Here is a 20,425-nt window from a genome sequence, read left to right on the forward strand (position 1 = left end):
ATTATATACAAATACCCCTTATATTACAAATACATTACAAATACATTGCATTTATTTCATAAATGTTTCATAAAAATGATTAATAGAACTAGCTTCCCTCTTTGCATAAATGGTCGTCTTTAAATTTTTTCCCTCGTAATATTATCAGTAATGAAGGAAGCAACGCTTTTAAAAAAACTGGGAACCTTATTATTACAGAAAGGGCAGTCACTGTAATAACAAGGTTCCCAACGAACTTTTAATTTCTTACTTTCTATTCTCGTAGAATATTTTCAAGTTCTAAGTATACGTGCAACGAGGAAATTGTACGCTAGCCTCGTTTTCTTTATTAGCTTGTTTATCCGTTCCTTGGAAAAAACAATTTTCCCGCGGGAATATGGATCTCAAGGAAGCAGTGCTCATGTATTTACACTCATATACTCTAGCTGCTCGAATTTCGATGCATAGGCTGTGCTAGTTCGGCGCCTGCAACCAAGGATGTTGCGAAATTAGCTGACCGCGATCCTTTTCCCCCTTTTGGAGCACATACTACTAGTTTTCGACCTCATAACTTTTTTAAAGCCTCTTCAATCGGTGTTGTACCTGATACGATTTGAAATTCTTTACCAATTGTCGAACTATCCTCTAAACAGCCAAAAATGACTCCAGCGACATCCTCTCGTGGAATCTCTCCTCGTTCGACTTCAGATGCAGCTTTTATACGTCCTGTTCCCGCTTCGTTCGTTAATACTCCGGGATGAACAATTGTATAGTTTAAATTTGTTCGTCTCAACCACTCATCAGCATAGTGCTTTGCTACCACATATGGGGCAAATGAGGAAGATGCTGCCTGTATTGCTTCACGTCTTGTATCAAACGAACTAACCATTACAAAACGGTCTACACCAGCCATCTTAGCTGCTTCAATTGTTTTAACAGCACCATCTAAATCAACCATAAGCGTCTTATCTTTTCCCGTATGTGAACCAGACCCTGCAGTAAATACAATGGCGTCAACTCCTTCTGCTGCTTTGGCAATATCCGCAATTTCTCCTTCTAAATCGACCACTGCATTCTCTGCACCTAACTTTTTAAAATAAGCCGCTTGCTCTGGTTTACGAATCATCGCTCTTGCCATATGGTTGCCACTATCTTGAATCAGCTTAACGAGATGTTTTCCAATTTGTCCATTTGCTCCTACAACAAGAATTTTCAATATTTCCACCCTTTCACTTTTTTTATTTCTTAGTTACTTCCATCGTAAATAGATTTTATGCATATGTCTACTAATCTGACTACTTCACGTTATTCAAATCAGAAGAAATTTTTCTAGCAAAATTAAGAATAGTTTGGTGAAAAAAGATGATTATTGTGGTTTCCTAGTTCAATTATTTATGGTGTATTTTTTAACAAGTTATGTATATTTTCTAATGCAAGGTCGATTAGTTGTTAAATGAAACATTCCATTTTCTTAAATTGTTTTGGGAATTAAAATGGACATGCTTGATATCTTGATTGCATTTATGCCGTTATCTTGCATAATTGTATGATCTTTGCCTATATTAGCAGCTATTAATATTCTCTAATCATTTATGTTAAATAAATGATCCTCCCATACTCTATCTAATAACTAAAGCTCTTTTAATCATGTAAAAAGCTACTATATTATCTTTCGCCCATTTTCAAGTTAATTGTCATTCTAATTATTCCTCTTCATCATCAGCTTTTTGAAATAAAACTTCTGGGATTAATTCAAAACCTTCAATGATTGTACTTTCTTCTACTTCAATCATAAGACTCAGTTTCCCATCAAATTGAACCTGCCGAACAAATCTTAGATCCTGTGGACTGATGGAAATATCCGCTACCTTTGTCTTTATTTTAATTGACTTGGAAGTAGGTTTTGGAACAATGTTACTCGCTTTCAACTCATATTTTTCATCATCAATCACCGTCTTAAACGCATTTTCTACCTTTTCCGTATCGACATCTTTTACTCCACTGCTTTTTAATACCTTTTCTACATCTTTGTAGTCTAATTTTGGTACTTCTTCTTCATCTTCATTTTCTTCGATAACTTGATAGATTTCATCATACACATTTGAAAGTGTCGATGTATTGATACGTTCGCCGGCTACATTTTTTACGATTTCCTCAAAAACAATTTTATCCTCTTGCGCAGTCATTATTTCTTCCGCATTCAATACTTCTTCAATAAAATGATAATTTAACTCATTTGCTTTACCTGCCGAATAAAGAACGTGATTGACATCCGCAGCATTATCCGTGAAACAAGGGAAGAGAAATCCTGATATGGGAGCTTTCAGGTTGATAATTGGATCTACAACAATATTATATTTAAACTCCTTTTCTACATAATCAAACAACAGTTCTTTTTTTGGATCTTGCGTTTTATTCATACTACATAAAATAAAAGAATGAGAATAAACCGTATCTCGCTCACTTTCTTCCGTTTCTTCATTGCAGCGTTTCATTGGTTTCATATATTCTCCTCGAATAAAAGTTACAACAATATCCATTTCGTATTGCTTATCTTTCAGCATTTTTTCTACAAGCCGAAGCATATAGCTGTTCCATTCTTCCGTATCGTTACTTAATAGACCCTGATGTAAAATGAGCTGGCTATTATCTTCTACATCCCGCCTGAATTTTAATTCAAATAATTTCTCATCTAATTGCCCAGACAGTACCTTTTTAAAGTTAGCCATAAATAGCTCTTTCTGTTCATCTTCCAGCAATTCAAATGGTGTACTTTGATAGTGATATATATCACTCGATTCTTTCATGATATACACATTAGAAATTTCGTTTATTTTTAATAAGTCATTATTTAATTTTAATTGTTTACGAATATTTGCAATGTCTTTCTTATTCAAACTCGTTTCACTCCTATGCTAATTGTCATTAATTGCTATGAAATATGCATCTTCCATCTTATCATAAATGCTATTTGTTATTCCTGCATATACTATTCATTTTATCCATCACTTAACATTTCCCTTGTAACTAAAAAATCTTACAAACATTAGTTTAACAACATTTGTAAGAAATTTAGATTTAATTATTAGTGACAACGATTGCCACTTTCATATGTATATTTTTGCTGCTTTTATTCTCTTTTTCCTGTTTTATCTACCACAGCATTTTTTATACTTTTTCCCATTTCCACATGGACACAGCTGATTTCTTCCTATCTTCTCAACTTTTTTCTATCAGGATGATTGGATTTAGGTATTGGTAAGGTTGTAATTGTTTTTTCTCCTGTTCCATTAACTCCATGGATGTATGTCCTTTAAGAAACCATCCTCTCGTGTTATTGGATCAGATAAACCAACTTGTCCATTAATTTTTCAACTATTTTCATACTATTAAGTTCTAAATATATTGATAAGTACCATATAATATCATTTGGACCTTCACCAATTTTGGTTGCATAGACCCACTCTTCTACGATACTATCAACTCCCTTCTTATTTATTGCATAATTTTGGGTAAGAAAATTGACTAATTGCTGATAACTAGAAGTTATTATAGATTCCAATTATTTTCATCAAGAGATCGATATAGATGAAGATGGTTTTTTAAATATACGAGTATTCGATCCTCTGAAAAATAACCTGGATCTAAGGGATGCACTAAATATAAATAAAAACTGGAATATGCTTACATGTAAGCGGAACCCAATTAATAAGTATGCTAGAAAAGGATACAAAAGAAGAGATAAATTTAGAGAGTACGTAATTTGGTGCAACTAATTTCCCTCCATTTTCAGCTATATTTGTTACTAATTTGAAACGTTCTGTGTCCCATAAAAAACATATTCGATCCAGGTACTCAGGTATCTGTTGTTCTAATAAAGCAATCAGCTCAGCTTTTTTTAGAAGTAAGTCAATCCAATATGCAAGCTCTTTTTTGTTATTAATGAATACTAATTTCTCCTTATAAATAGCTATTTTATTAATAGCCTTTGACAAATTTTTCCTTTTATAATTATAATTCCACTTTAACAATCTCGTAAGGCTCTTTAGATCTTCACCTTTACCTGGTACCATGTTAAGCTTCCTCTTAATAAATCTATTTATGATCCTCAATTCTCTTAATACTACGTTAGTATTTAAAATTATTATTAAATCCGCCTTCTTAAGGCTATCATCCAACCAAGAATAATAAACACCTTGAATTATCCACTCATCTTCAGAAATAATATTTAACAATTCCATATCTCTCAACTCTTTATCTTTCTTTTTATGATAGCCATTATCCCAAAATATATTGTCTAAATCATATGTTGGGATTTTTAGTTTAGTGGATAAAATATTTGCCAAATAAGTTTTCCCACTACCTGAACCGCCTATGATATGTATTTTGCTAATATTACATTTCAAGTTATCTCCTAATTTCTTATACTAATTTTTTCATCCTCTAACCATTAACAACATTATTAAAAATCTCAGTAACTAATATCTCTATATCAGTAACCCATAGAGTTCGAAACATTTACTGGAATGTCAACACTAAACTGGACAAAAATTATAAGGTCAGCTTCTTGAATTCTACAGGCGTTAAATAGCCCAATGTTCCATGAATTCGAATACTGTTGAACCAATGAACATAATCATCAAGTTCGAGAGCGAGCTGTTTAGGGGAAGAGAATGAGCTCCATTAGCGAATTCTGTTTTAAATACTTAAACATCGCTTCAGCCACGACATTGTCATAAGGGTACCCTTTCATGCTCAACGATCTCTGAATCCCATCAGTATGCACGGGACTGAATCTCGCACGTTCTACCTGAAATACAACACAAAAAACGACGTCCTAACGAATAATTTCCGCCAGAACGCCGTCATATCAACGTTTAATATACCGGTGGTCGGGGTCGAACCGACACTCCCGTGAAGGAACGGGATTTTGAGTCCCGCGCGTCTGCCAATTCCGCCACACCGGCAAATCGAATTGGAGGCGGTAACCGGATTTGAACCGGTGATAAAGGTTTTGCAGACCTCTGCCTTACCACTTGGCTATACCGCCCTATAATTGGAATTGGAGCGGAAGACGGGATTCGAACCCGCGACCCCCACCTTGGCAAGGTGGTGTTCTACCACTGAACTACTTCCGCAAAATGGCTGGGCCACTAGGATTCGAACCTAGGATACACGGGATCAAAACCCGATGCCTTACCGCTTGGCTATGGCCCAATCTATACCCTAAGGGCGACCGGTGGGGATCGAACCCACGGATGCCGGAGCCACAATCCGGTGCGTTAACCACTTCGCCACGGCCGCCATATATATGGCAGGGGTAGTAGGAATCGAACCCACATCAAAGGTTTTGGAGACCTTCGTTTTACCATTAAACTATACCCCTACATATTAAAATCAAAATGGTGGAGGGGGAGAGATTCGAACTCCCGAACCCTGAGGGAGCGGATTTACAGTCCGCCGCGTTTAGCCACTTCGCTACCCCTCCGTAAATAATAAAATACAAATGGTGGCTCGAGACGGAATCGAACCGCCGACACAGGGATTTTCAGTCCCTTGCTCTACCGACTGAGCTATCGAGCCATTAACTTTTATGTATGAAAACCAATTTATCTTTATAGTGGCGGTCCGGACGGGACTCGAACCCGCGACCTCCTGCGTGACAGGCAGGCATTCTAACCAACTGAACTACCGGACCAATTAAATATAGTGGTAATAATTTTATATTAATTTATTTGGTTGCGGGGACAGGATTTGAACCTGCGACCTTTGGGTTATGAGCCCAACGAGCTACCAGACTGCTCCACCCCGCGATATGAAATAGCTTTGCTATGTTATAAAAGAGATATTTATTAAGTCTCTATCTACCAGTCTACATAAAAATGAGTTATCATTCAAGTTATATAAGTGACCGTTACTGGTGGAGGATGCAGGGCTCGAACCTGCGACCCCTTGCTTGTAAGGCAAGTGCTCTCCCAGCTGAGCTAATCCTCCTTATTTGGTGACCCGTACGGGATTCGAACCCGTGTTACCGCCGTGAAAGGGCGGTGTCTTAACCGCTTGACCAACGGGCCAGAGAAAATATTTTTCAAGTGGCGGAGAGCGAGGGATTCGAACCCTCGAGGCCGCATTAACGGCCTACACGATTTCCAATCGTGCTCCTTCGGCCAACTCGGACAGCTCTCCATTGGCTCCACAGGTAGGATTCGAACCTACGACCGATCGGTTAACAGCCGATTGCTCTACCACTGAGCTACTGTGGAATATTCCAATATGAATCACAATGCCTGGCAACGTCCTACTCTTGCAGGGGCAAAGCCCCAACTACCATCAGCGCTGGAGAGCTTAACTTCTGTGTTCGGTATGGAAACAGGTGTGACCTCTCCGCTATTGCTACCAGACATACTTATGATTTTACTGTCTTTGTGAGCTTCTAAAAAATAGGCACAAGCCTTATTATAATTGTTTTCGTAAAAAAAGCAAGTACTTTTTATCAAAAAATATGGATCATACCTTAAAAACTAAATAAGAGATCATTCAACGACTATCTTTCCATTAGATTTAGTTAAGTCCTCGATCGATTAGTATTCGTCAGCTTCACGTGTCACCACGCTTCTACCTCGAACCTATCTACCTCATCATCTTTGAGGGATCTTACTCACTTGACGTGATGGGAGGTCTCATCTTGAGGGGGGCTTCATGCTTAGATGCTTTCAGCACTTATCCCTGCCACACGTAGCTACCCAGCTGTGCTCCTGGCGGAACAACTGGTACACCAGCGGTGTGTCCATCCCGGTCCTCTCGTACTAAGGACAGCTCCTCTCAAACCTCCAACGCCCACGACGGATAGGGACCGAACTGTCTCACGACGTTCTGAACCCAGCTCGCGTACCGCTTTAATGGGCGAACAGCCCAACCCTTGGGACCGACTACAGCCCCAGGATGCGATGAGCCGACATCGAGGTGCCAAACCTCCCCGTCGATGTGAACTCTTGGGGGAGATAAGCCTGTTATCCCCGGGGTAGCTTTTATCCGTTGAGCGATGGCCCTTCCATGCGGAACCACCGGATCACTAAGCCCGACTTTCGTCCCTGCTCGACTTGTAGGTCTCGCAGTCAAGCTCCCTTCTGCCTTTACACTCTACGAATGATTTCCAACCATTCTGAGGGAACCTTTGGGCGCCTCCGTTACCTTTTGGGAGGCGACCGCCCCAGTCAAACTGCCCGCCTGACACTGTCTCCGGACCGGATCACGGCCCTGGGTTAGAAGGTTCATACAGCCAGGGTGGTATCCCACGGGTGCCTCCACGTAAGCTGGCGCTCACGCTTCGATGGCTCCCACCTATCCTGTACAAGCTGTACAAACATTCAATATCAGGCTACAGTAAAGCTCCACGGGGTCTTTCCGTCCTGTCGCGGGTAATGCGCATCTTCACGCATCGTATAATTTCACCGGGTCTCTCGTTGAGACAGTGCCCAAGTCGTTGCACCTTTCGTGCGGGTCGGAACTTACCCGACAAGGAATTTCGCTACCTTAGGACCGTTATAGTTACGGCCGCCGTTCACTGGGGCTTCAGTTCTACGCTTCGTACCGAAGTACTAACGCTTCCCCTTTACCTTCCAGCACCGGGCAGGTGTCAGCCCCTATACTTCGCCTTTCGGCTTCGCAGAGACCTGTGTTTTTGCTAAACAGTCGCTTGGGCCTATTCACTGCGGCTCCTCCTACAAGGAGCACCCCTTCTCCCGAAGTTACGGGGTCATTTTGCCGAGTTCCTTAACGAGAGTTCTCCCGCTCACCTTAGGATTCTCTCCTCGCCTACCTGTGTCGGTTTGCGGTACGGGCACCTATGAGCTCACTAGAGGCTTTTCTTGGCAGTGTGAAATCCGGAACTTCGGTACTCATTTTCCCTCCCCGTCACAGCTTAGAATGATCGGACGGATTTTCCTATCCGACTCCCTTGCTGCTTGGGCGCACGCTTCCATCCGTGCGCTTTCCTTATCCTACTGCGTCCCCCCATCGCTCAAACACTCATGAGGTGGTACAGGAATATCTACCTGTTGTCCATCGCCTACGCCTTTCGGCCTCGGCTTAGGTCCCGACTAACCCTGAGAGGACGAGCCTTCCTCAGGAAACCTTAGGCTTTCGGTGAAAGAGATTCTCACTCTTTTTTCGCTACTCATACCGGCATTCTCACTTCAAAGCGCTCCACCAGTCCTCACGGTCTGACTTCACTGCACATTGAACGCTCTCCTACCATTGTTCCGAAGAACAATCCGCAGCTTCGGTGATACGTTTAGCCCCGGTACATTTTCGGCGCAGAGTCACTCGACCAGTGAGCTATTACGCACTCTTTAAATGGTGGCTGCTTCTAAGCCAACATCCTGGTTGTCTATGCAACTCCACATCCTTTTCCACTTAACGTATACTTTGGGACCTTAGCTGGCGGTCTGGGCTGTTTCCCTTTCGACTATGAACCTTATCACCCATAGTCTGACTCCCAAGGATAAGTAGTTGGCATTCGGAGTTTGACTGAATTCGGTAACCCGATGAGGGCCCCTAGTTCAATCAGTGCTCTACCTCCAGTACTCTTTCCTTGAGGCTAGCCCTAAAGCTATTTCGGAGAGAACCAGCTATCTCCGTGTTCGATTGGCATTTCACCCCTACCCACACCTCATCCCCGCATTTTTCAACATACGTGGGTTCGGGCCTCCAGTCAGTGTTACCTGACCTTCACCCTGGACATGGGTAGATCACACGGTTTCGGGTCTACGACCGCATACTCTGTTCGCCCTATTCAGACTCGCTTTCGCTGCGGCTCCGTGTCTTCCACTTAACCTTGCATACGATCGTAACTCGCCGGTCCATTCTACAAAAGGTACGCCGTCACCCATTAACGGGCTTCGACTACTTGTAGGCACACGGTTTCAGGTTCTCTTTCACTCCCCTCCCGGGGTGCTTTTCACCTTTCCCTCACGGTACTGGTTCACTATCGGTCACTAGGGAGTATTTAGCCTTGGGAGATGGTCCTCCCGGATTCCGACGGAATTTCTCGTGTTCCGCCGTACTCAGGATCCACTCCGGAGGAAGTTCCTTTTTGATTACAGGGCTGTTACCTCCTTTGGCGGATCTTTCCAGATCGCTTCATCTAAAGAACTTCTTGGTAACTCCTATGGAGTGTCCTACAACCCCAGAAGGCAAGCCTTCTGGTTTGGGCTCGTTCCGTTTCGCTCGCCGCTACTTGGGAAATCGCATTTGCTTTCCTTTCCTCCGGGTACTGAGATGTTTCAGTTCCCCGGGTCTGCCTCCTCTACCCTATGTATTCAGATAGAGGTACTGTTCCATTACGAACAGTGGGTTCCCCCATTCGGAAATTCCCGGATCAACGTCTACTTACGACTCCCCGAGACATATCGGTGTTAGTCCCGTCCTTCTTCGGCTCCTAGTGCCAAGGCATCCACCGTGCGCCCTTATTCACTTAACTAACTCGCTTTATGTGAAATAAGCTAGACGCTTTTTCGCCTTTATTGCTTTTGGTTAATCTAGCTTCCGCTCATAGCGACTTGCCTGACTTCCTTCCCCTTCGTACGATAAGTCAACATCGATTCGCCTTTCGGCTCTTCGCGTTTCCTTTATCTCCTACGGTTCAGTCCAGCCCGTATGTCGCTAAGCATTCGCTTCAGCTTTTGGTTTGATGTCGTTGTTACTCTTATTTAGTTTTCAAGGTACCATCTTTAAAGAGAGAATATTTACTCTCTCAAAACTGAACCAAACAACCTAGTATGTCTTCCGTATAGTCAGCTCAAACGTCTATCGTCGTTTTCGCTTTTTATTATTCCAGCTCCAGCGTTCAGCGACTAGTGAAACTTCCTTCCCCTCCGTACGATAAGTCAACATCGATTCGCCTCTCGGCTCTTCGTGTTTCCTTTATCTCCTTCGGTTCCGTCCAGTTCATACGTCGCTAAACGAACGCTTACGCTTTATCTTATTCCTTAGAAAGGAGGTGATCCAGCCGCACCTTCCGATACGGCTACCTTGTTACGACTTCACCCCAATCATTGGTCCCACCTTCGGCGGCTGGCTCCTTACGGTTACCTCACCGACTTCGGGTGTTACCAACTCTCGTGGTGTGACGGGCGGTGTGTACAAGACCCGGGAACGTATTCACCGCGGCATGCTGATCCGCGATTACTAGCGATTCCGGCTTCATGCAGGCGAGTTGCAGCCTGCAATCCGAACTGAGAATGGTTTTGTGGGATTTGCTTGGCCTCACGGCTTCGCTGCCCTTTGTTCCATCCATTGTAGCACGTGTGTAGCCCAGGTCATAAGGGGCATGATGATTTGACGTCATCCCCACCTTCCTCCGGTTTGTCACCGGCAGTCACCTTAGAGTGCCCAACTGAATGCTGGCAACTAAGATCAAGGGTTGCGCTCGTTGCGGGACTTAACCCAACATCTCACGACACGAGCTGACGACAACCATGCACCACCTGTCACTCTGTCCCCGAAGGGAACTCCCTATCTCTAGGGCCGTCAGAGGATGTCAAGACCTGGTAAGGTTCTTCGCGTTGCTTCGAATTAAACCACATGCTCCACCGCTTGTGCGGGTCCCCGTCAATTCTTTTGAGTTTCAGCCTTGCGGCCGTACTCCCCAGGCGGAGTGCTTAATGCGTTAACTGCAGCACTAAGGGGCGGAAACCCCCTAACACCTAGCACTCATCGTTTACGGCGTGGACTACCAGGGTATCTAATCCTGTTCGCTACCCACGCTTTCGCACCTCAGCGTCAGTTACAGACCAGAGAGTCGCCTTCGCCACTGGTGTTCCTCCACATCTCTACGCATTTCACCGCTACACGTGGAATTCCACTCTCCTCTTCTGTACTCAAGTCCTCCAGTTTCCAATGGCCCTCCACGGTTAAGCCGTGGGCTTTCACATCAGACTTAAAAGACCGCCTGCGCGCGCTTTACGCCCAATAATTCCGGACAACGCTTGCCCCCTACGTATTACCGCGGCTGCTGGCACGTAGTTAGCCGGGGCTTTCTGGTTAGGTACCGTCAAGGTGCCGCCCTATTTGAACGGCACTTGTTCTTCCCTAACAACAGAGTTTTACGATCCGAAAACCTTCTTCACTCACGCGGCGTTGCTCCGTCAGACTTTCGTCCATTGCGGAAGATTCCCTACTGCTGCCTCCCGTAGGAGTCTGGGCCGTGTCTCAGTCCCAGTGTGGCCGATCACCCTCTCAGGTCGGCTACGCATCGTCGCCTTGGTAGGCTTTTACCCCACCAACTAGCTAATGCGCCGCGGGCCCATCTGTAAGTGACAGCTTGCGCCGCCTTTTAACGTCTCCTTATGCAAGAAAACGTATTATCCGGTATTAGCCCCGGTTTCCCGGAGTTATCCCAGTCTTACAGGCAGGTTGCCCACGTGTTACTCACCCGTCCGCCGCTCGTTCCACATGCGTCACCTCCGAAGGGGTTCTACTTGCTTCCCGCGCTCGACTTGCATGTATTAGGCACGCCGCCAGCGTTCGTCCTGAGCCAAGATCAAACTCTCCATAGAAAACTCACTTTTGGTATTTGCAAAAGTAAAGTTGCACTTGTGCAAATAAGAAACTGGTTTCTTATTTGCCAAAAAAGTTTGTAATGAAAAACACCGTTCTTCATTATTTCTTAGCTTCTCTCAAGATCTCTCTTGAGTTATTTCTTAGAAAAACAGAGATTGCTTTTCTTGACATACTGGTTGTTTTGTTCAGTTTTCAAAGAGCAAATGTTGTTAGCTGTCTTTTGCGACAGCAACTTTTATAACATAACATTTTAAGAAGTAGCTGTCAATAACTTTTTTAATTTGAATCGCTTTTCTCATTTCAGCGACCTTATTAATATATCATATTTCCAACTTTCATGTCAACACTTTTTATTGATATATTTATTATAAAATCACCAAAATTTTTGCGACGCTTATTACTCTATCACGCTTCTATCATAAAGTCAACGTTATTTTTAATTTTTTATAGTGCATGTTCAAAAAAGGATCGAAAAATTCGGGCAGTGATGTTTCAGCTAGCGCACTTGTACAGGATGTACTGACTTCTACGTTACCCACAAGGCGTGTTTTTTTTAAAAAGGTCCTTTAGTAGAAACATAGATATATGAGCATTAGTCTAGCTTCCTTGAAACTCATTCTCGCGCTGGAAAAAAGTTTTTCCTTTCCAAGCAACGGAGAAACAAACCCAATAAAGAAAACTTAGCTAGCGGCAAGCGAAGCGTAGACGATAGGCCTAGTTACATGTACACGTAGAACTTAAAAATTTCAAACTACATTGAATGAATTTCAACGCTGAAATTTTATACGTTCTAAGGTACAAAGAAATTCAAGGCGTCATTTTACCCGTACTTTTTGAACAACCTCTTAATAATAAATACTAAAAAATTCACTAATTCAATTGTTACTAGCTTCATTTCAGGCTTCATTATTGTAATTTTAACAACTTCTTAAAGTTGAACACCAGTAATTCTTAAAAGTCCATTAACAAATCGGTTGAAACCTATGATGTAATAATTAGCGCTAAAATATAAAGTGAAACTTCATTCAGATAGAACAAAGGTTAGAATCTTGGGCGTCTTTGAAAAACTGCGATGTGTCGCTTGCGAAGTTTTTTTCTTATCATTGAAAAGAAATACACTTTTTCGTCGTGCGACGCATCGGCTACGTAGCTCCCCTTGTCTTGTTGCAACTCCTTGTGATCAACATCCTTAAAAAATCGCGATGTATCACTAACGTAGCTTTCCTTGTCTTGTCGACCCGAGCGAATCGGTAATTTAGGTGCCGTTATCTCCCACTTAAACTTCTTCGTATCCGCTATAACTCTTGAAGTCGGGGTCTTACAGCACCTTACATTCGGGATAAAACAAATATATCAAACCTACCATAACCAAAAGTCCAACTTTATTTCAGTAAAACTTCTCTTTCAACTTATATGAGTAATACCATAGAATAAATGGATAAAATTAAAGATTCGTAGACGTTGCCTCTCTATGCGGTATTATATCATTGATACGATTGCAATATCTTTACGAATAAGATATCCTAGTGTTCACTTAAGCTTTGAGATGCTGATTCAAGTAAAAACTGCAAGCTAATTCATCTCTTCCATGTACATTCCTTCTAGGGTTTTGATCATTAAAGGAGGGACTTTACTACAATATGGAAGAAAAATCGCAAAAGAGCAACGTTATATTGTTATAAATTAGAATAGCAATGTAAAGTTTGCCTATATACTATATGTGGAAAACGAAAAAATTGTGTCTCTTACTTCTTTAATTTATATTTCCTATGGTAAACCCCTTCTCCCTTTGTCGCTTCTTTTACAGAATAAACAATCCTCTTTTCTACTAAATAAGCAATAATTGCTGATAGATCTAAAGAATATGGCTGAATTTCCGGCCGTGCTTTTAATTCAGCATAAGACCAAGCATACTCTTTGCCCATCACGTCTAATAAATGCTTAACAGATACCTTCGCTCGCTTTTTTATGATATAATCCATTGCCAGCAACATGAGTTGTATTCGTTTTTTCAATGCTTCCTTACTTTCAATAAACTCTTCATACAATTTATAAATTTCAACATCAATTTGTTTTATTTGGCTCCAAACAGTTACTTCAGGATAATGACCTTTTTCAATTACAGCCAGTCTAGCTAAATAATGCAGGGAGTAGAGTATTTTACTATTCGCATCCATATATTGTTGCATTTCAAAAAGCTCTTTTGCTTCATTATAACTTTTTACCAGCTTTCCAAATTCAATCGCTTTTCGCAAATCTCTCTTTTTATCAGGAAAATCATGTAATTGATCTTTTAAATTAAAAACAAATTCATTTCTATCAAATAAAATCTTTCCATATATGATCCATTCAACCGCACTTCGATAACCACTTGTATCAATCCACTTCATTAAAAGTCGTTCATCAACAATATGAAGTGCACAAGTTTTATTGGCAAATTCATAATGTTTAGCGCACCATTTGGGGTCAGCATCTTGAACAATTATTAATAAAATCACATCAAAATTATCAGTAATGTGGCTATTTGGTTTCGTTCTTTCTAACACTAATATACCAAGGGTTTTCAAATCGCTAGCATGTTGCTGGTAAATTGATCTCAGAAAATTTTCCATTATTTATTTCTCCATTTCTTATTAAACATTTCAGACTTCATAGGAAATAAACAAGAGTTTATTTATTCCGTAAAACAGGTTTTATTTTTCATTATACTAACATTCGTTATAATCTTAGCAATTCCTGTCTTTTTATTAAATTTTTTAATAAATCTTTTCTTTAATATGTTTAGAAAAAGGAGGATAAAACAAAAATATATAGTTCGTCGTCGCTTCATTTTCAAAAAGCCGAGTGTATGCAATTAAATATAGATCATCCATCTCCCAAAAAACACCCTCACAAAAAACGATGTTATCCTCTGTCACTGTGCTTGCCGTTAGTATAGTTTTACTTCTACTTTGCATATACTTCACTCAAGGAACTCTTTTTCCTTGAAGTAGAACAAAGACAAAATGCAACATACGTAAAAAATCCCAATGTAACGCACCCAAGTTTTTTTGTCCTAAAAAACGCGATGTGTAGTTATCGAAGCTTTCTTTTCCTTGAGAAATTGCGAGATATTGCTGTCGAAGCATACTCTGTTCTGCCATCCGAACAAATCGAGCAATTTAGTGCCGGTTCCCTACAAGTCGTTAAGATAATAAAGACGTTAGAAGAGGAATAAATACGACAACTTATATGTTGAATAAATTTCTATCGCGTCGCTTTAACTTAAAGACTAACATTTTATACATTCTAATGTACAAATAAATTCAACTCGTCATGTTTCCAAATTTTTGAACATTACTTATAGATGAGGAACTAGATGAGCTTTAGACATGCACGTTTTTTGATTCATCAATTAACTGACTGTATGTTATACTACCTTTAAGGGGAGTAAGGAGGTAAGTTTACATGTCGCAAATCGTCTATTCTAGTAAAATAAATAAAATCAGATCATTTGCCTTAATTCTTATTTTTGCAGGTATTATACTTATGTATATAGGAATATTAGTCAAACGGATTGATTGGTTAATGATTATCTTCTTTATCCTTGGTGTATTAGCAGTTGTATTAAGCTGCGTTGTTTACCTATGGATCGGGACATTATCTTTAAAAGCAGTGCCGATTATTTGTCCCAGTTGCGAGAAGCCTACAAAAATGCTTGGACGAGTAGATGCTTGTATGCACTGCAAACAACCGCTAACAATGGATAAAAATTTAGAAGGTAAAGAGTTTGATGAAAGGTACAATTCTAAACGTTATCGGAAAGAGATAAAAGCAAAAAAAGAAAATAATATGCACTAACATATCTTTAAATAAGTTTAATAATCCACACGCTAGACTCATAATTAGCCATTATTAAAACCTTCAAAAACCCTAATGCTTAGTTGACATTAGGGTTTTTGGCGTACCATCAATTAATGTGTTTCTTTTCAGTTGTTTTCTGACATTCTTCGCAAACACCATACAATTCCATGCGGTGATGACTGACTTTAAAACCGGTTACCTGCTCAGCCAATGCCTCCACCTCATCAAGTGATGGATAGTGAAAGTCAACAATTTTCCCACATGAGTTACAAATAATATGATAATGATCTGAAGTATTACAATCAAATCTGCTTGAAGAATCGCCATAAGTCAACTCTCTGACTAAGCCAACTTCACGCAATACACGCAAGTTATTATAAACGGTTGCAACACTCATATTCGGAAACTTTCCTTCTAAGGCCTTGTAAATATCATCAGCTGTTGGATGAATCGTTGAATTGAGCAAATACTCAAGTACCGCATGTCGTTGTGGAGTGATACGGACGCCTGATTCTTTTAGTGTATTAATCGCTTCCTGTAATCGATTTTCAGACACCCTCATCCACCTCTCTTTCAGTAGTTTATCTAATGATAACGTTATTATTACATTATAATCTTTATAAATAGTTTACGCCCTTTACGTGTATTCTGTCAATATTAGCACACTATATACATAAATACATGTTTTAATATAAAATTTTCTCTATAAATGGATGTTTAAAAAGCTAAGTAAAACTCATAAATTGAACTTCAACATACATTAAGACGAGAAAAAAGAGTGATTTTCTTCAAGAGCAACGAACGTTGAGCAATACAGCAAAATTTTTCGATATGTTGTAATCTTAGCCGAACCTAGCTTTTCTATCCTCTTTTTAAACATGTACTATAATTTATATACGTAATAAGCGTTCCTTTCCCCCAAGCAATTGATTAACATAGCGAGCAGCTACAAATAAATAATCTGATAGCCGATTAAGATAAGCAACTACTAAAGGATTAACTTGATCAATTGCAACAGCCAATCGTTCCGCTCTTCTAGTTACTGTTCTTGCAATATGTAGTGCTGAGGCTGCTTCTATACCAGATGGTAAAATGAAGTTTTGTAATGGTTCAAGCTGTTCATCCCATTTATCTATTAGCTTTTCTAGTTGTTGAATATGCTCCTCCTTTAATTTCCAGGGTTCTAACGCTTTATTATCTTAACGTGGAAGAGATACAGCACCCTCGATAATGAGCGATAAATTTCACAAAAACAAAAGCTAGAAATACTCGAGTTAGCACGGAGCATAGGAGACGATGTTAACTTATCGTTGGAAGAAGAGTGAAGTTTGCTACAGCTTGGGTGCTGAAGCTATACAACGAAGCTACATTTCAAAAAGTTATCTATTATGTAGAAATGAAAAAAGATAGCCATATGGAAGTGACCCTCTAAAGTCAAATTTCAAGTTAACTATTAGGGTACAGTACATATGACTATCTCCTTTTTTCCAATTATTGCAACTGCTCACGAATAAAATCTAACGCAGTTTCTACATGTCCCTTTACTTTCACCTTGCGAAATTCTTTTTGTAATACGCCGTTCTTATCAAGAATAAAAGTAGAGCGTTCAATACCATAATATTCTCTGCCAAAGTTTTTCTTTAGCTTCCAAACACCAAATTGTTCAGCTACTTGATGGTCTTCATCTGCTAAAAGTATAAACGGTAAATCATATTTATCAATAAACTTTTGGTGTGAAGCTGCTGGGTCCGGACTAACACCAATAATTACTGCATCAAGCTCTTTAAAACTCTCATGAGCATCGCGAAAATCACATGCCTCGGTCGTACAGCCAGGGGTCATATCCTTTGGGTAAAAATACAGGACAACATGCTTTCCTTGAAAATCAGACAGACTGACCTTTTCACCATCTTGATTTGGCAATGTGAAATCTTCTACTTTTTTACCAATTTCTACTGACATATTACATCCCTCCATCCTATGTTCCATTCTACTATAGCATAACTCTTAAATAATATTCATTGATCTCTACTTTGATCATGGCGTTGTACTAGACGCAAAACAAATGCAGTAGGTAATATATAGCCAATTAGTGCTTGAACAATTGCAATTAATCTGCCAACTCCAATTGGGGTGATATCCCCATAGCCAATCGTTAATATCGTTACACCACTAAAATAAAGGGAATGCATTAAAGAACCAAAGACACTTACCTGTTTCAGTTCACCATGTTCTACAAGAATTGGAGCTTGCATGGACAATACAAAATAAATAAGCCCGAACCCGATAATAACTATACAGTAAATCGTTATTAACACATAAAATAATTCCAAAGAAAAACCGCGTCGCCTCATATAATGTTGCAGTTGTTCACCGTGAATAAAATCAAATAAGCTTTTTCCTAAAATAAATACAATTGCCCCAATGAGAAACCATACTACATATTCCATTTAATCCCCTTCTTTTTTGGTCCAATTCCTATTTACTTTATGCTTATGCAAATAGCTAAGATGCTTGTCATTTATTTTCTGTTCTATGATAAAATATAGAAGAAATGGAATTGTTACAGTGTGAACTTTTACTTCATCCTCTACGGATAGAAGTAAACAAACGCTAACATCTCGCACATCCCTTTAAAAAACGTGATGTGCCGCTGCCGAAGCAAGTCTGTCCTGTCTACTCAAACGAATCAGGGACTTAGGTAGTAGTGTCTCCCACTTAGATTTCTTCATATTCTTTATAACTCTTAAAGTGGGAGTCTTATGGCACCTTACATTCTGATAAAATATAGAATTCAGTTATAACTCCTGATATCCAACAAGTGCGTGTTCAAAGCAATAAAAAGTTCGAGGTCGTCTGTAGATTCGAATACGGTAACTATACCAGTTAATATAGTATAAGAAACTAACTTATATGAAATTCGATCCGTTACGATTACTGGACTTTTTAAATATCGTCTATAATAGATTTAAACATCTGCTGTTCATTCATAAACTAGAAAGGACGGGACAGTAATGAAAAAAGTATTTCTTGTTGAAGATGATAAAAAAATAGCTGATTTGTTGAAGGATTATTTGGAAAAATATGAGTATGATATTCAATTAGTAAAAGAGTTTGATAAAATTTTAGAGGAATTCCAAGCATTTGACCCTCACCTTGTCTTACTCGATATTAATCTACCTAGCTTTGATGGCTTCTACTGGTGTCGTAAAATCCGCAGTGTATCGAATTGTCCCATCATTTTTATTTCCGCACGGGATTCGGGAATGGATCAGGTTTTGGCAATTGAAAATGGCGGTGATGATTACATTACGAAACCATTCAATTTTGATGTTGTTCAGGCAAAAATAAAAGGAATTATGCGTAGAATCTACGGAGAATATGCAATTAGTAAACAGGCTGATATACTGGAAATTAACGGACTTACCCTACATTTAACGACAATGGAAATCAGCCTAAACACGGAAAAAGTACTGCTTACAAAAAATGAATTTATTTTGCTAAAAGCTTTTATGGATCACCTTAATCAAGTATTATCACGAACCTATTTATTGGAAATGCTATGGGATGATGAGCATTTTGTCGATGACAACACGCTATCTGTGAATATTACCAGAGTTAGGAAAAAACTTGAAGACATCGGTGTAAACCAAAGCATTCAAACCGTACGAGGGGCAGGTTATAAAATGATTGATACATGGAGTGAAAGTATATGAAAGACTTTCTAAAAGATAGCCTGCCAGTTATTTTTTTCTTTTATATCCAGCTTTTCATTATCATCGCAATCGTTCAACTGTTTTATGGCATTACTTCAGTACCAATGAGTTGGGATTTGATTACCTATTTAATCATCCTACTAACATTCTGTTTATCTTTATTTTTAGTATACCGATATTATAAACTTCGTGATTATTACGTGACCATTAAGGAAGATGAAGAAAATGCCACATGGTTACCAGACCCACCAACTAAATTATTGGCAACTATAAAAAAACAGCATGATAGGCAAACAAACAAATATGCAGAAGAAATAGAACGCTTAAAACAGCAAAAGCAAATGGAGTTTAATTTCATTCAACAATGGGTGCATCAAATGAAAACTCCCGTCTCCGTGATGCATTTAACTTTGCAAAAAGAAAAATTTCGAATGTCGCAAGAGTTTTTACACAGTATGCATGAGGAATTAGAACGAATGCAGCAAGGGTTAAACTTAGCGTTATATCAATCACGATTGCAAAAATTTGATCGTGATTTCCAGGCACAGCAAATCGTCTTAAAGGAACTTATTAAAGAGGTAATTCAAGACTTTAAATCAAGCTTTATTCGCAATCAAGTTTTTCCAGATTTATCAATTGATGAAGATTTTATCGTGACAACCGATTCCAAGTGGTTACGCTTTGTAATAAGCCAGGCAGTTTCGAATGCAATTAAATATTCAAAGCCGGATTCCTCGCATGTTTATTTCAGAGCAAAAGCAGCGGATAAACAAATTGTGTTACAAATAACAGACACCGGTCACGGAATACCAAGTCAGGACCTTGATCGGGTTTTTGATCCTTTTTTCACGGGATTGAATGGCAGGAAGTTCCGTGAATCAACAGGGATGGGACTTTATTTATCCAAACAAATTTGTACAGAGCTTGGTCATGACTTAACTATTTCTTCAGAGGAAGGAAAGGGAACGACTATTTCTATTCATTTTCACCTAAACTAACCTTACAATGTTGTAAGGTTAGTTTTTAAATATGAAAGAAAGGACGATAGGGATACATAACGGAATTAGTTATAATGAAAATAATTAACATTAGAAAAACTTGCTTGTCGCTAAGTCTTTAGATAAAGCTATCGTTTTTCTTTTACGATAAAGCCTAAAGTTTTATACTTTCCTAATAGTATAAAATCATGACCAATCATTTATCCCGCATCTAAACTGGCAGTAACACCTCCACTTAGAGGGGGAAGAGAATGGTGGAGGAAGCTGCCAGTAAATGTCCGATTAGCTCATCTAACCATGAGGTGATGAGAGAACCCCCACTCATGG

Annotated in this window: 11 protein-coding genes, 14 tRNA genes, 3 rRNA genes and 2 pseudogenes; 3 read left to right on the top strand and 27 right to left on the bottom strand. The window is 39.6% G+C overall.

Annotated features, from left to right (window positions below):
* Positions 1 to 544: 544 nt before the first annotated feature.
* The 23 genes and pseudogenes from JNUCC74_RS13930 to JNUCC74_RS14040 form a co-directional block, all read right to left on the bottom strand.
* On the bottom strand, positions 545 to 1,198 hold the full coding sequence (locus JNUCC74_RS13930) for an SDR family oxidoreductase (RefSeq protein WP_454067900.1): 654 nt from the start codon (positions 1,196 to 1,198) through the stop codon (positions 545 to 547).
* Between the two features lie 484 nt (positions 1,199 to 1,682).
* The gene (locus tag JNUCC74_RS13935; RefSeq protein WP_454065820.1) at positions 1,683 to 2,876 is read right to left on the bottom strand and encodes a DUF4317 domain-containing protein; all 1,194 of its coding nucleotides are present in this window, start codon (positions 2,874 to 2,876) and stop codon (positions 1,683 to 1,685) included.
* Positions 2,877 to 3,128: 252 nt separating this feature from the next.
* The gene (locus JNUCC74_RS13940) at positions 3,129 to 3,194 is read right to left on the bottom strand and encodes an SEC-C metal-binding domain-containing protein (RefSeq protein WP_454067901.1); all 66 of its coding nucleotides are present in this window, start codon (positions 3,192 to 3,194) and stop codon (positions 3,129 to 3,131) included.
* 441 nt (positions 3,195 to 3,635) lie between these two features.
* On the bottom strand, positions 3,636 to 4,385 hold the full coding sequence (locus tag JNUCC74_RS13945; RefSeq protein WP_454065821.1) for a hypothetical protein: 750 nt from the start codon (positions 4,383 to 4,385) through the stop codon (positions 3,636 to 3,638).
* Positions 4,386 to 4,530: 145 nt separating this feature from the next.
* Positions 4,531 to 4,765: pseudogene (locus JNUCC74_RS13950) on the bottom strand (IS3 family transposase); the annotation flags it as partial.
* Between the two features lie 97 nt (positions 4,766 to 4,862).
* Positions 4,863 to 4,946: transfer RNA gene (locus JNUCC74_RS13955), tRNA-Leu, on the bottom strand.
* A 9-nt stretch (positions 4,947 to 4,955) separates the two neighbouring features.
* Positions 4,956 to 5,029 (bottom strand) — tRNA-Cys (locus tag JNUCC74_RS13960).
* A gap of 13 nt (positions 5,030 to 5,042) precedes the next feature.
* Positions 5,043 to 5,117 (bottom strand) — tRNA-Gly (locus JNUCC74_RS13965).
* A 4-nt stretch (positions 5,118 to 5,121) separates the two neighbouring features.
* A tRNA-Gln gene (locus JNUCC74_RS13970) sits at positions 5,122 to 5,196 on the bottom strand.
* Positions 5,197 to 5,210: 14 nt separating this feature from the next.
* Positions 5,211 to 5,283, bottom strand: a tRNA-His gene (locus JNUCC74_RS13975).
* An 8-nt stretch (positions 5,284 to 5,291) separates the two neighbouring features.
* Positions 5,292 to 5,365 (bottom strand) — tRNA-Trp (locus tag JNUCC74_RS13980).
* Between the two features lie 17 nt (positions 5,366 to 5,382).
* A tRNA-Tyr gene (locus JNUCC74_RS13985) sits at positions 5,383 to 5,467 on the bottom strand.
* A gap of 19 nt (positions 5,468 to 5,486) precedes the next feature.
* A tRNA-Phe gene (locus JNUCC74_RS13990) sits at positions 5,487 to 5,562 on the bottom strand.
* 38 nt (positions 5,563 to 5,600) lie between these two features.
* Positions 5,601 to 5,677, bottom strand: a tRNA-Asp gene (locus tag JNUCC74_RS13995).
* Positions 5,678 to 5,715: 38 nt separating this feature from the next.
* Positions 5,716 to 5,792 (bottom strand) — tRNA-Met (locus tag JNUCC74_RS14000).
* 105 nt (positions 5,793 to 5,897) lie between these two features.
* A tRNA-Val gene (locus JNUCC74_RS14005) sits at positions 5,898 to 5,973 on the bottom strand.
* Between the two features lie 5 nt (positions 5,974 to 5,978).
* Positions 5,979 to 6,053: transfer RNA gene (locus JNUCC74_RS14010), tRNA-Glu, on the bottom strand.
* 19 nt (positions 6,054 to 6,072) lie between these two features.
* A tRNA-Ser gene (locus JNUCC74_RS14015) sits at positions 6,073 to 6,165 on the bottom strand.
* Positions 6,166 to 6,167: 2 nt separating this feature from the next.
* Positions 6,168 to 6,242, bottom strand: a tRNA-Asn gene (locus tag JNUCC74_RS14020).
* Between the two features lie 22 nt (positions 6,243 to 6,264).
* Positions 6,265 to 6,380: ribosomal RNA gene (gene rrf / locus JNUCC74_RS14025) — 5S ribosomal RNA — on the bottom strand.
* 160 nt (positions 6,381 to 6,540) lie between these two features.
* A 23S ribosomal RNA gene (locus tag JNUCC74_RS14030) occupies positions 6,541 to 9,460 on the bottom strand.
* Between the two features lie 512 nt (positions 9,461 to 9,972).
* Positions 9,973 to 11,537, bottom strand: a 16S ribosomal RNA gene (locus JNUCC74_RS14035).
* The 16S, 23S and 5S rRNA genes sit together here with 14 tRNA genes alongside, the layout of an rRNA operon.
* 1,749 nt (positions 11,538 to 13,286) lie before the next feature.
* Positions 13,287 to 14,153, bottom strand: a complete 867-nt coding sequence (locus JNUCC74_RS14040) for a nucleotidyltransferase-like protein (RefSeq protein ID WP_454065822.1) — start codon at positions 14,151 to 14,153, stop codon at positions 13,287 to 13,289.
* 835 nt (positions 14,154 to 14,988) lie between these two features.
* Here JNUCC74_RS14040 and JNUCC74_RS14045 point away from each other — a divergent pair.
* On the top strand, positions 14,989 to 15,381 hold the full coding sequence (locus JNUCC74_RS14045) for a YgzB family protein (RefSeq protein WP_454065823.1): 393 nt from the start codon (positions 14,989 to 14,991) through the stop codon (positions 15,379 to 15,381).
* Positions 15,382 to 15,490: 109 nt separating this feature from the next.
* Here JNUCC74_RS14045 and perR read toward each other — a convergent pair whose 3' ends face one another.
* From perR to JNUCC74_RS14065, 4 genes and pseudogenes are all read right to left on the bottom strand, one after another.
* On the bottom strand, positions 15,491 to 15,946 hold the full coding sequence (gene perR, locus JNUCC74_RS14050; RefSeq protein WP_454065824.1) for a peroxide-responsive transcriptional repressor PerR: 456 nt from the start codon (positions 15,944 to 15,946) through the stop codon (positions 15,491 to 15,493).
* A gap of 328 nt (positions 15,947 to 16,274) precedes the next feature.
* Positions 16,275 to 16,562: pseudogene (locus JNUCC74_RS14055) on the bottom strand (ATP:cob(I)alamin adenosyltransferase); the annotation flags it as partial.
* 313 nt (positions 16,563 to 16,875) lie between these two features.
* Positions 16,876 to 17,346 (bottom strand): thioredoxin-dependent thiol peroxidase, encoded by a 471-nt coding sequence (gene bcp / locus JNUCC74_RS14060; protein ID WP_454065825.1) that lies wholly within the window; start codon positions 17,344 to 17,346, stop codon positions 16,876 to 16,878.
* A gap of 56 nt (positions 17,347 to 17,402) precedes the next feature.
* Positions 17,403 to 17,834, bottom strand: a complete 432-nt coding sequence (locus tag JNUCC74_RS14065) for a potassium channel family protein (protein WP_454065826.1) — start codon at positions 17,832 to 17,834, stop codon at positions 17,403 to 17,405.
* Positions 17,835 to 18,398: 564 nt separating this feature from the next.
* On the opposite strand from JNUCC74_RS14065, the gene JNUCC74_RS14070 reads away from it, so the two are divergent.
* Together JNUCC74_RS14070 and JNUCC74_RS14075 are read left to right on the top strand one after the other, a co-directional pair.
* On the top strand, positions 18,399 to 19,100 hold the full coding sequence (locus JNUCC74_RS14070) for a response regulator transcription factor (RefSeq protein WP_454065827.1): 702 nt from the start codon (positions 18,399 to 18,401) through the stop codon (positions 19,098 to 19,100).
* Positions 19,097 to 20,098 carry a sensor histidine kinase gene (locus tag JNUCC74_RS14075; protein WP_454065828.1) on the top strand — a complete coding sequence of 334 codons (1,002 nt, stop codon included), beginning with the start codon at positions 19,097 to 19,099 and terminating at the stop codon, positions 20,096 to 20,098. The genes JNUCC74_RS14070 and JNUCC74_RS14075 overlap by 4 nt, the downstream gene beginning before the upstream one ends.
* The last annotated feature ends 327 nt before the right edge of the window (positions 20,099 to 20,425 follow it).

The sequence above is a fragment of the Cerasibacillus sp. JNUCC 74 genome, from assembly GCF_053667775.1.

Excerpts from the sequence above, each read along its gene's own strand:
- JNUCC74_RS14040 (WP_454065822.1), bottom strand. The coding sequence starts at position 14,153 with ATGGAAAATTTTCTGAGATCAATTTACCAGCAACATGCTAGCGATTTG.
- JNUCC74_RS14045 (WP_454065823.1), top strand. The coding sequence starts at position 14,989 with ATGTCGCAAATCGTCTATTCTAGTAAAATAAATAAAATCAGATCATTT.
- perR (WP_454065824.1), bottom strand. The coding sequence starts at position 15,946 with ATGAGGGTGTCTGAAAATCGATTACAGGAAGCGATTAATACACTAAAA.
- bcp (WP_454065825.1), bottom strand. The coding sequence starts at position 17,346 with ATGTCAGTAGAAATTGGTAAAAAAGTAGAAGATTTCACATTGCCAAAT.
- JNUCC74_RS14065 (WP_454065826.1), bottom strand. The coding sequence starts at position 17,834 with ATGGAATATGTAGTATGGTTTCTCATTGGGGCAATTGTATTTATTTTA.
- JNUCC74_RS14070 (WP_454065827.1), top strand. The coding sequence starts at position 18,399 with ATGAAAAAAGTATTTCTTGTTGAAGATGATAAAAAAATAGCTGATTTG.
- JNUCC74_RS14075 (WP_454065828.1), top strand. The coding sequence starts at position 19,097 with ATGAAAGACTTTCTAAAAGATAGCCTGCCAGTTATTTTTTTCTTTTAT.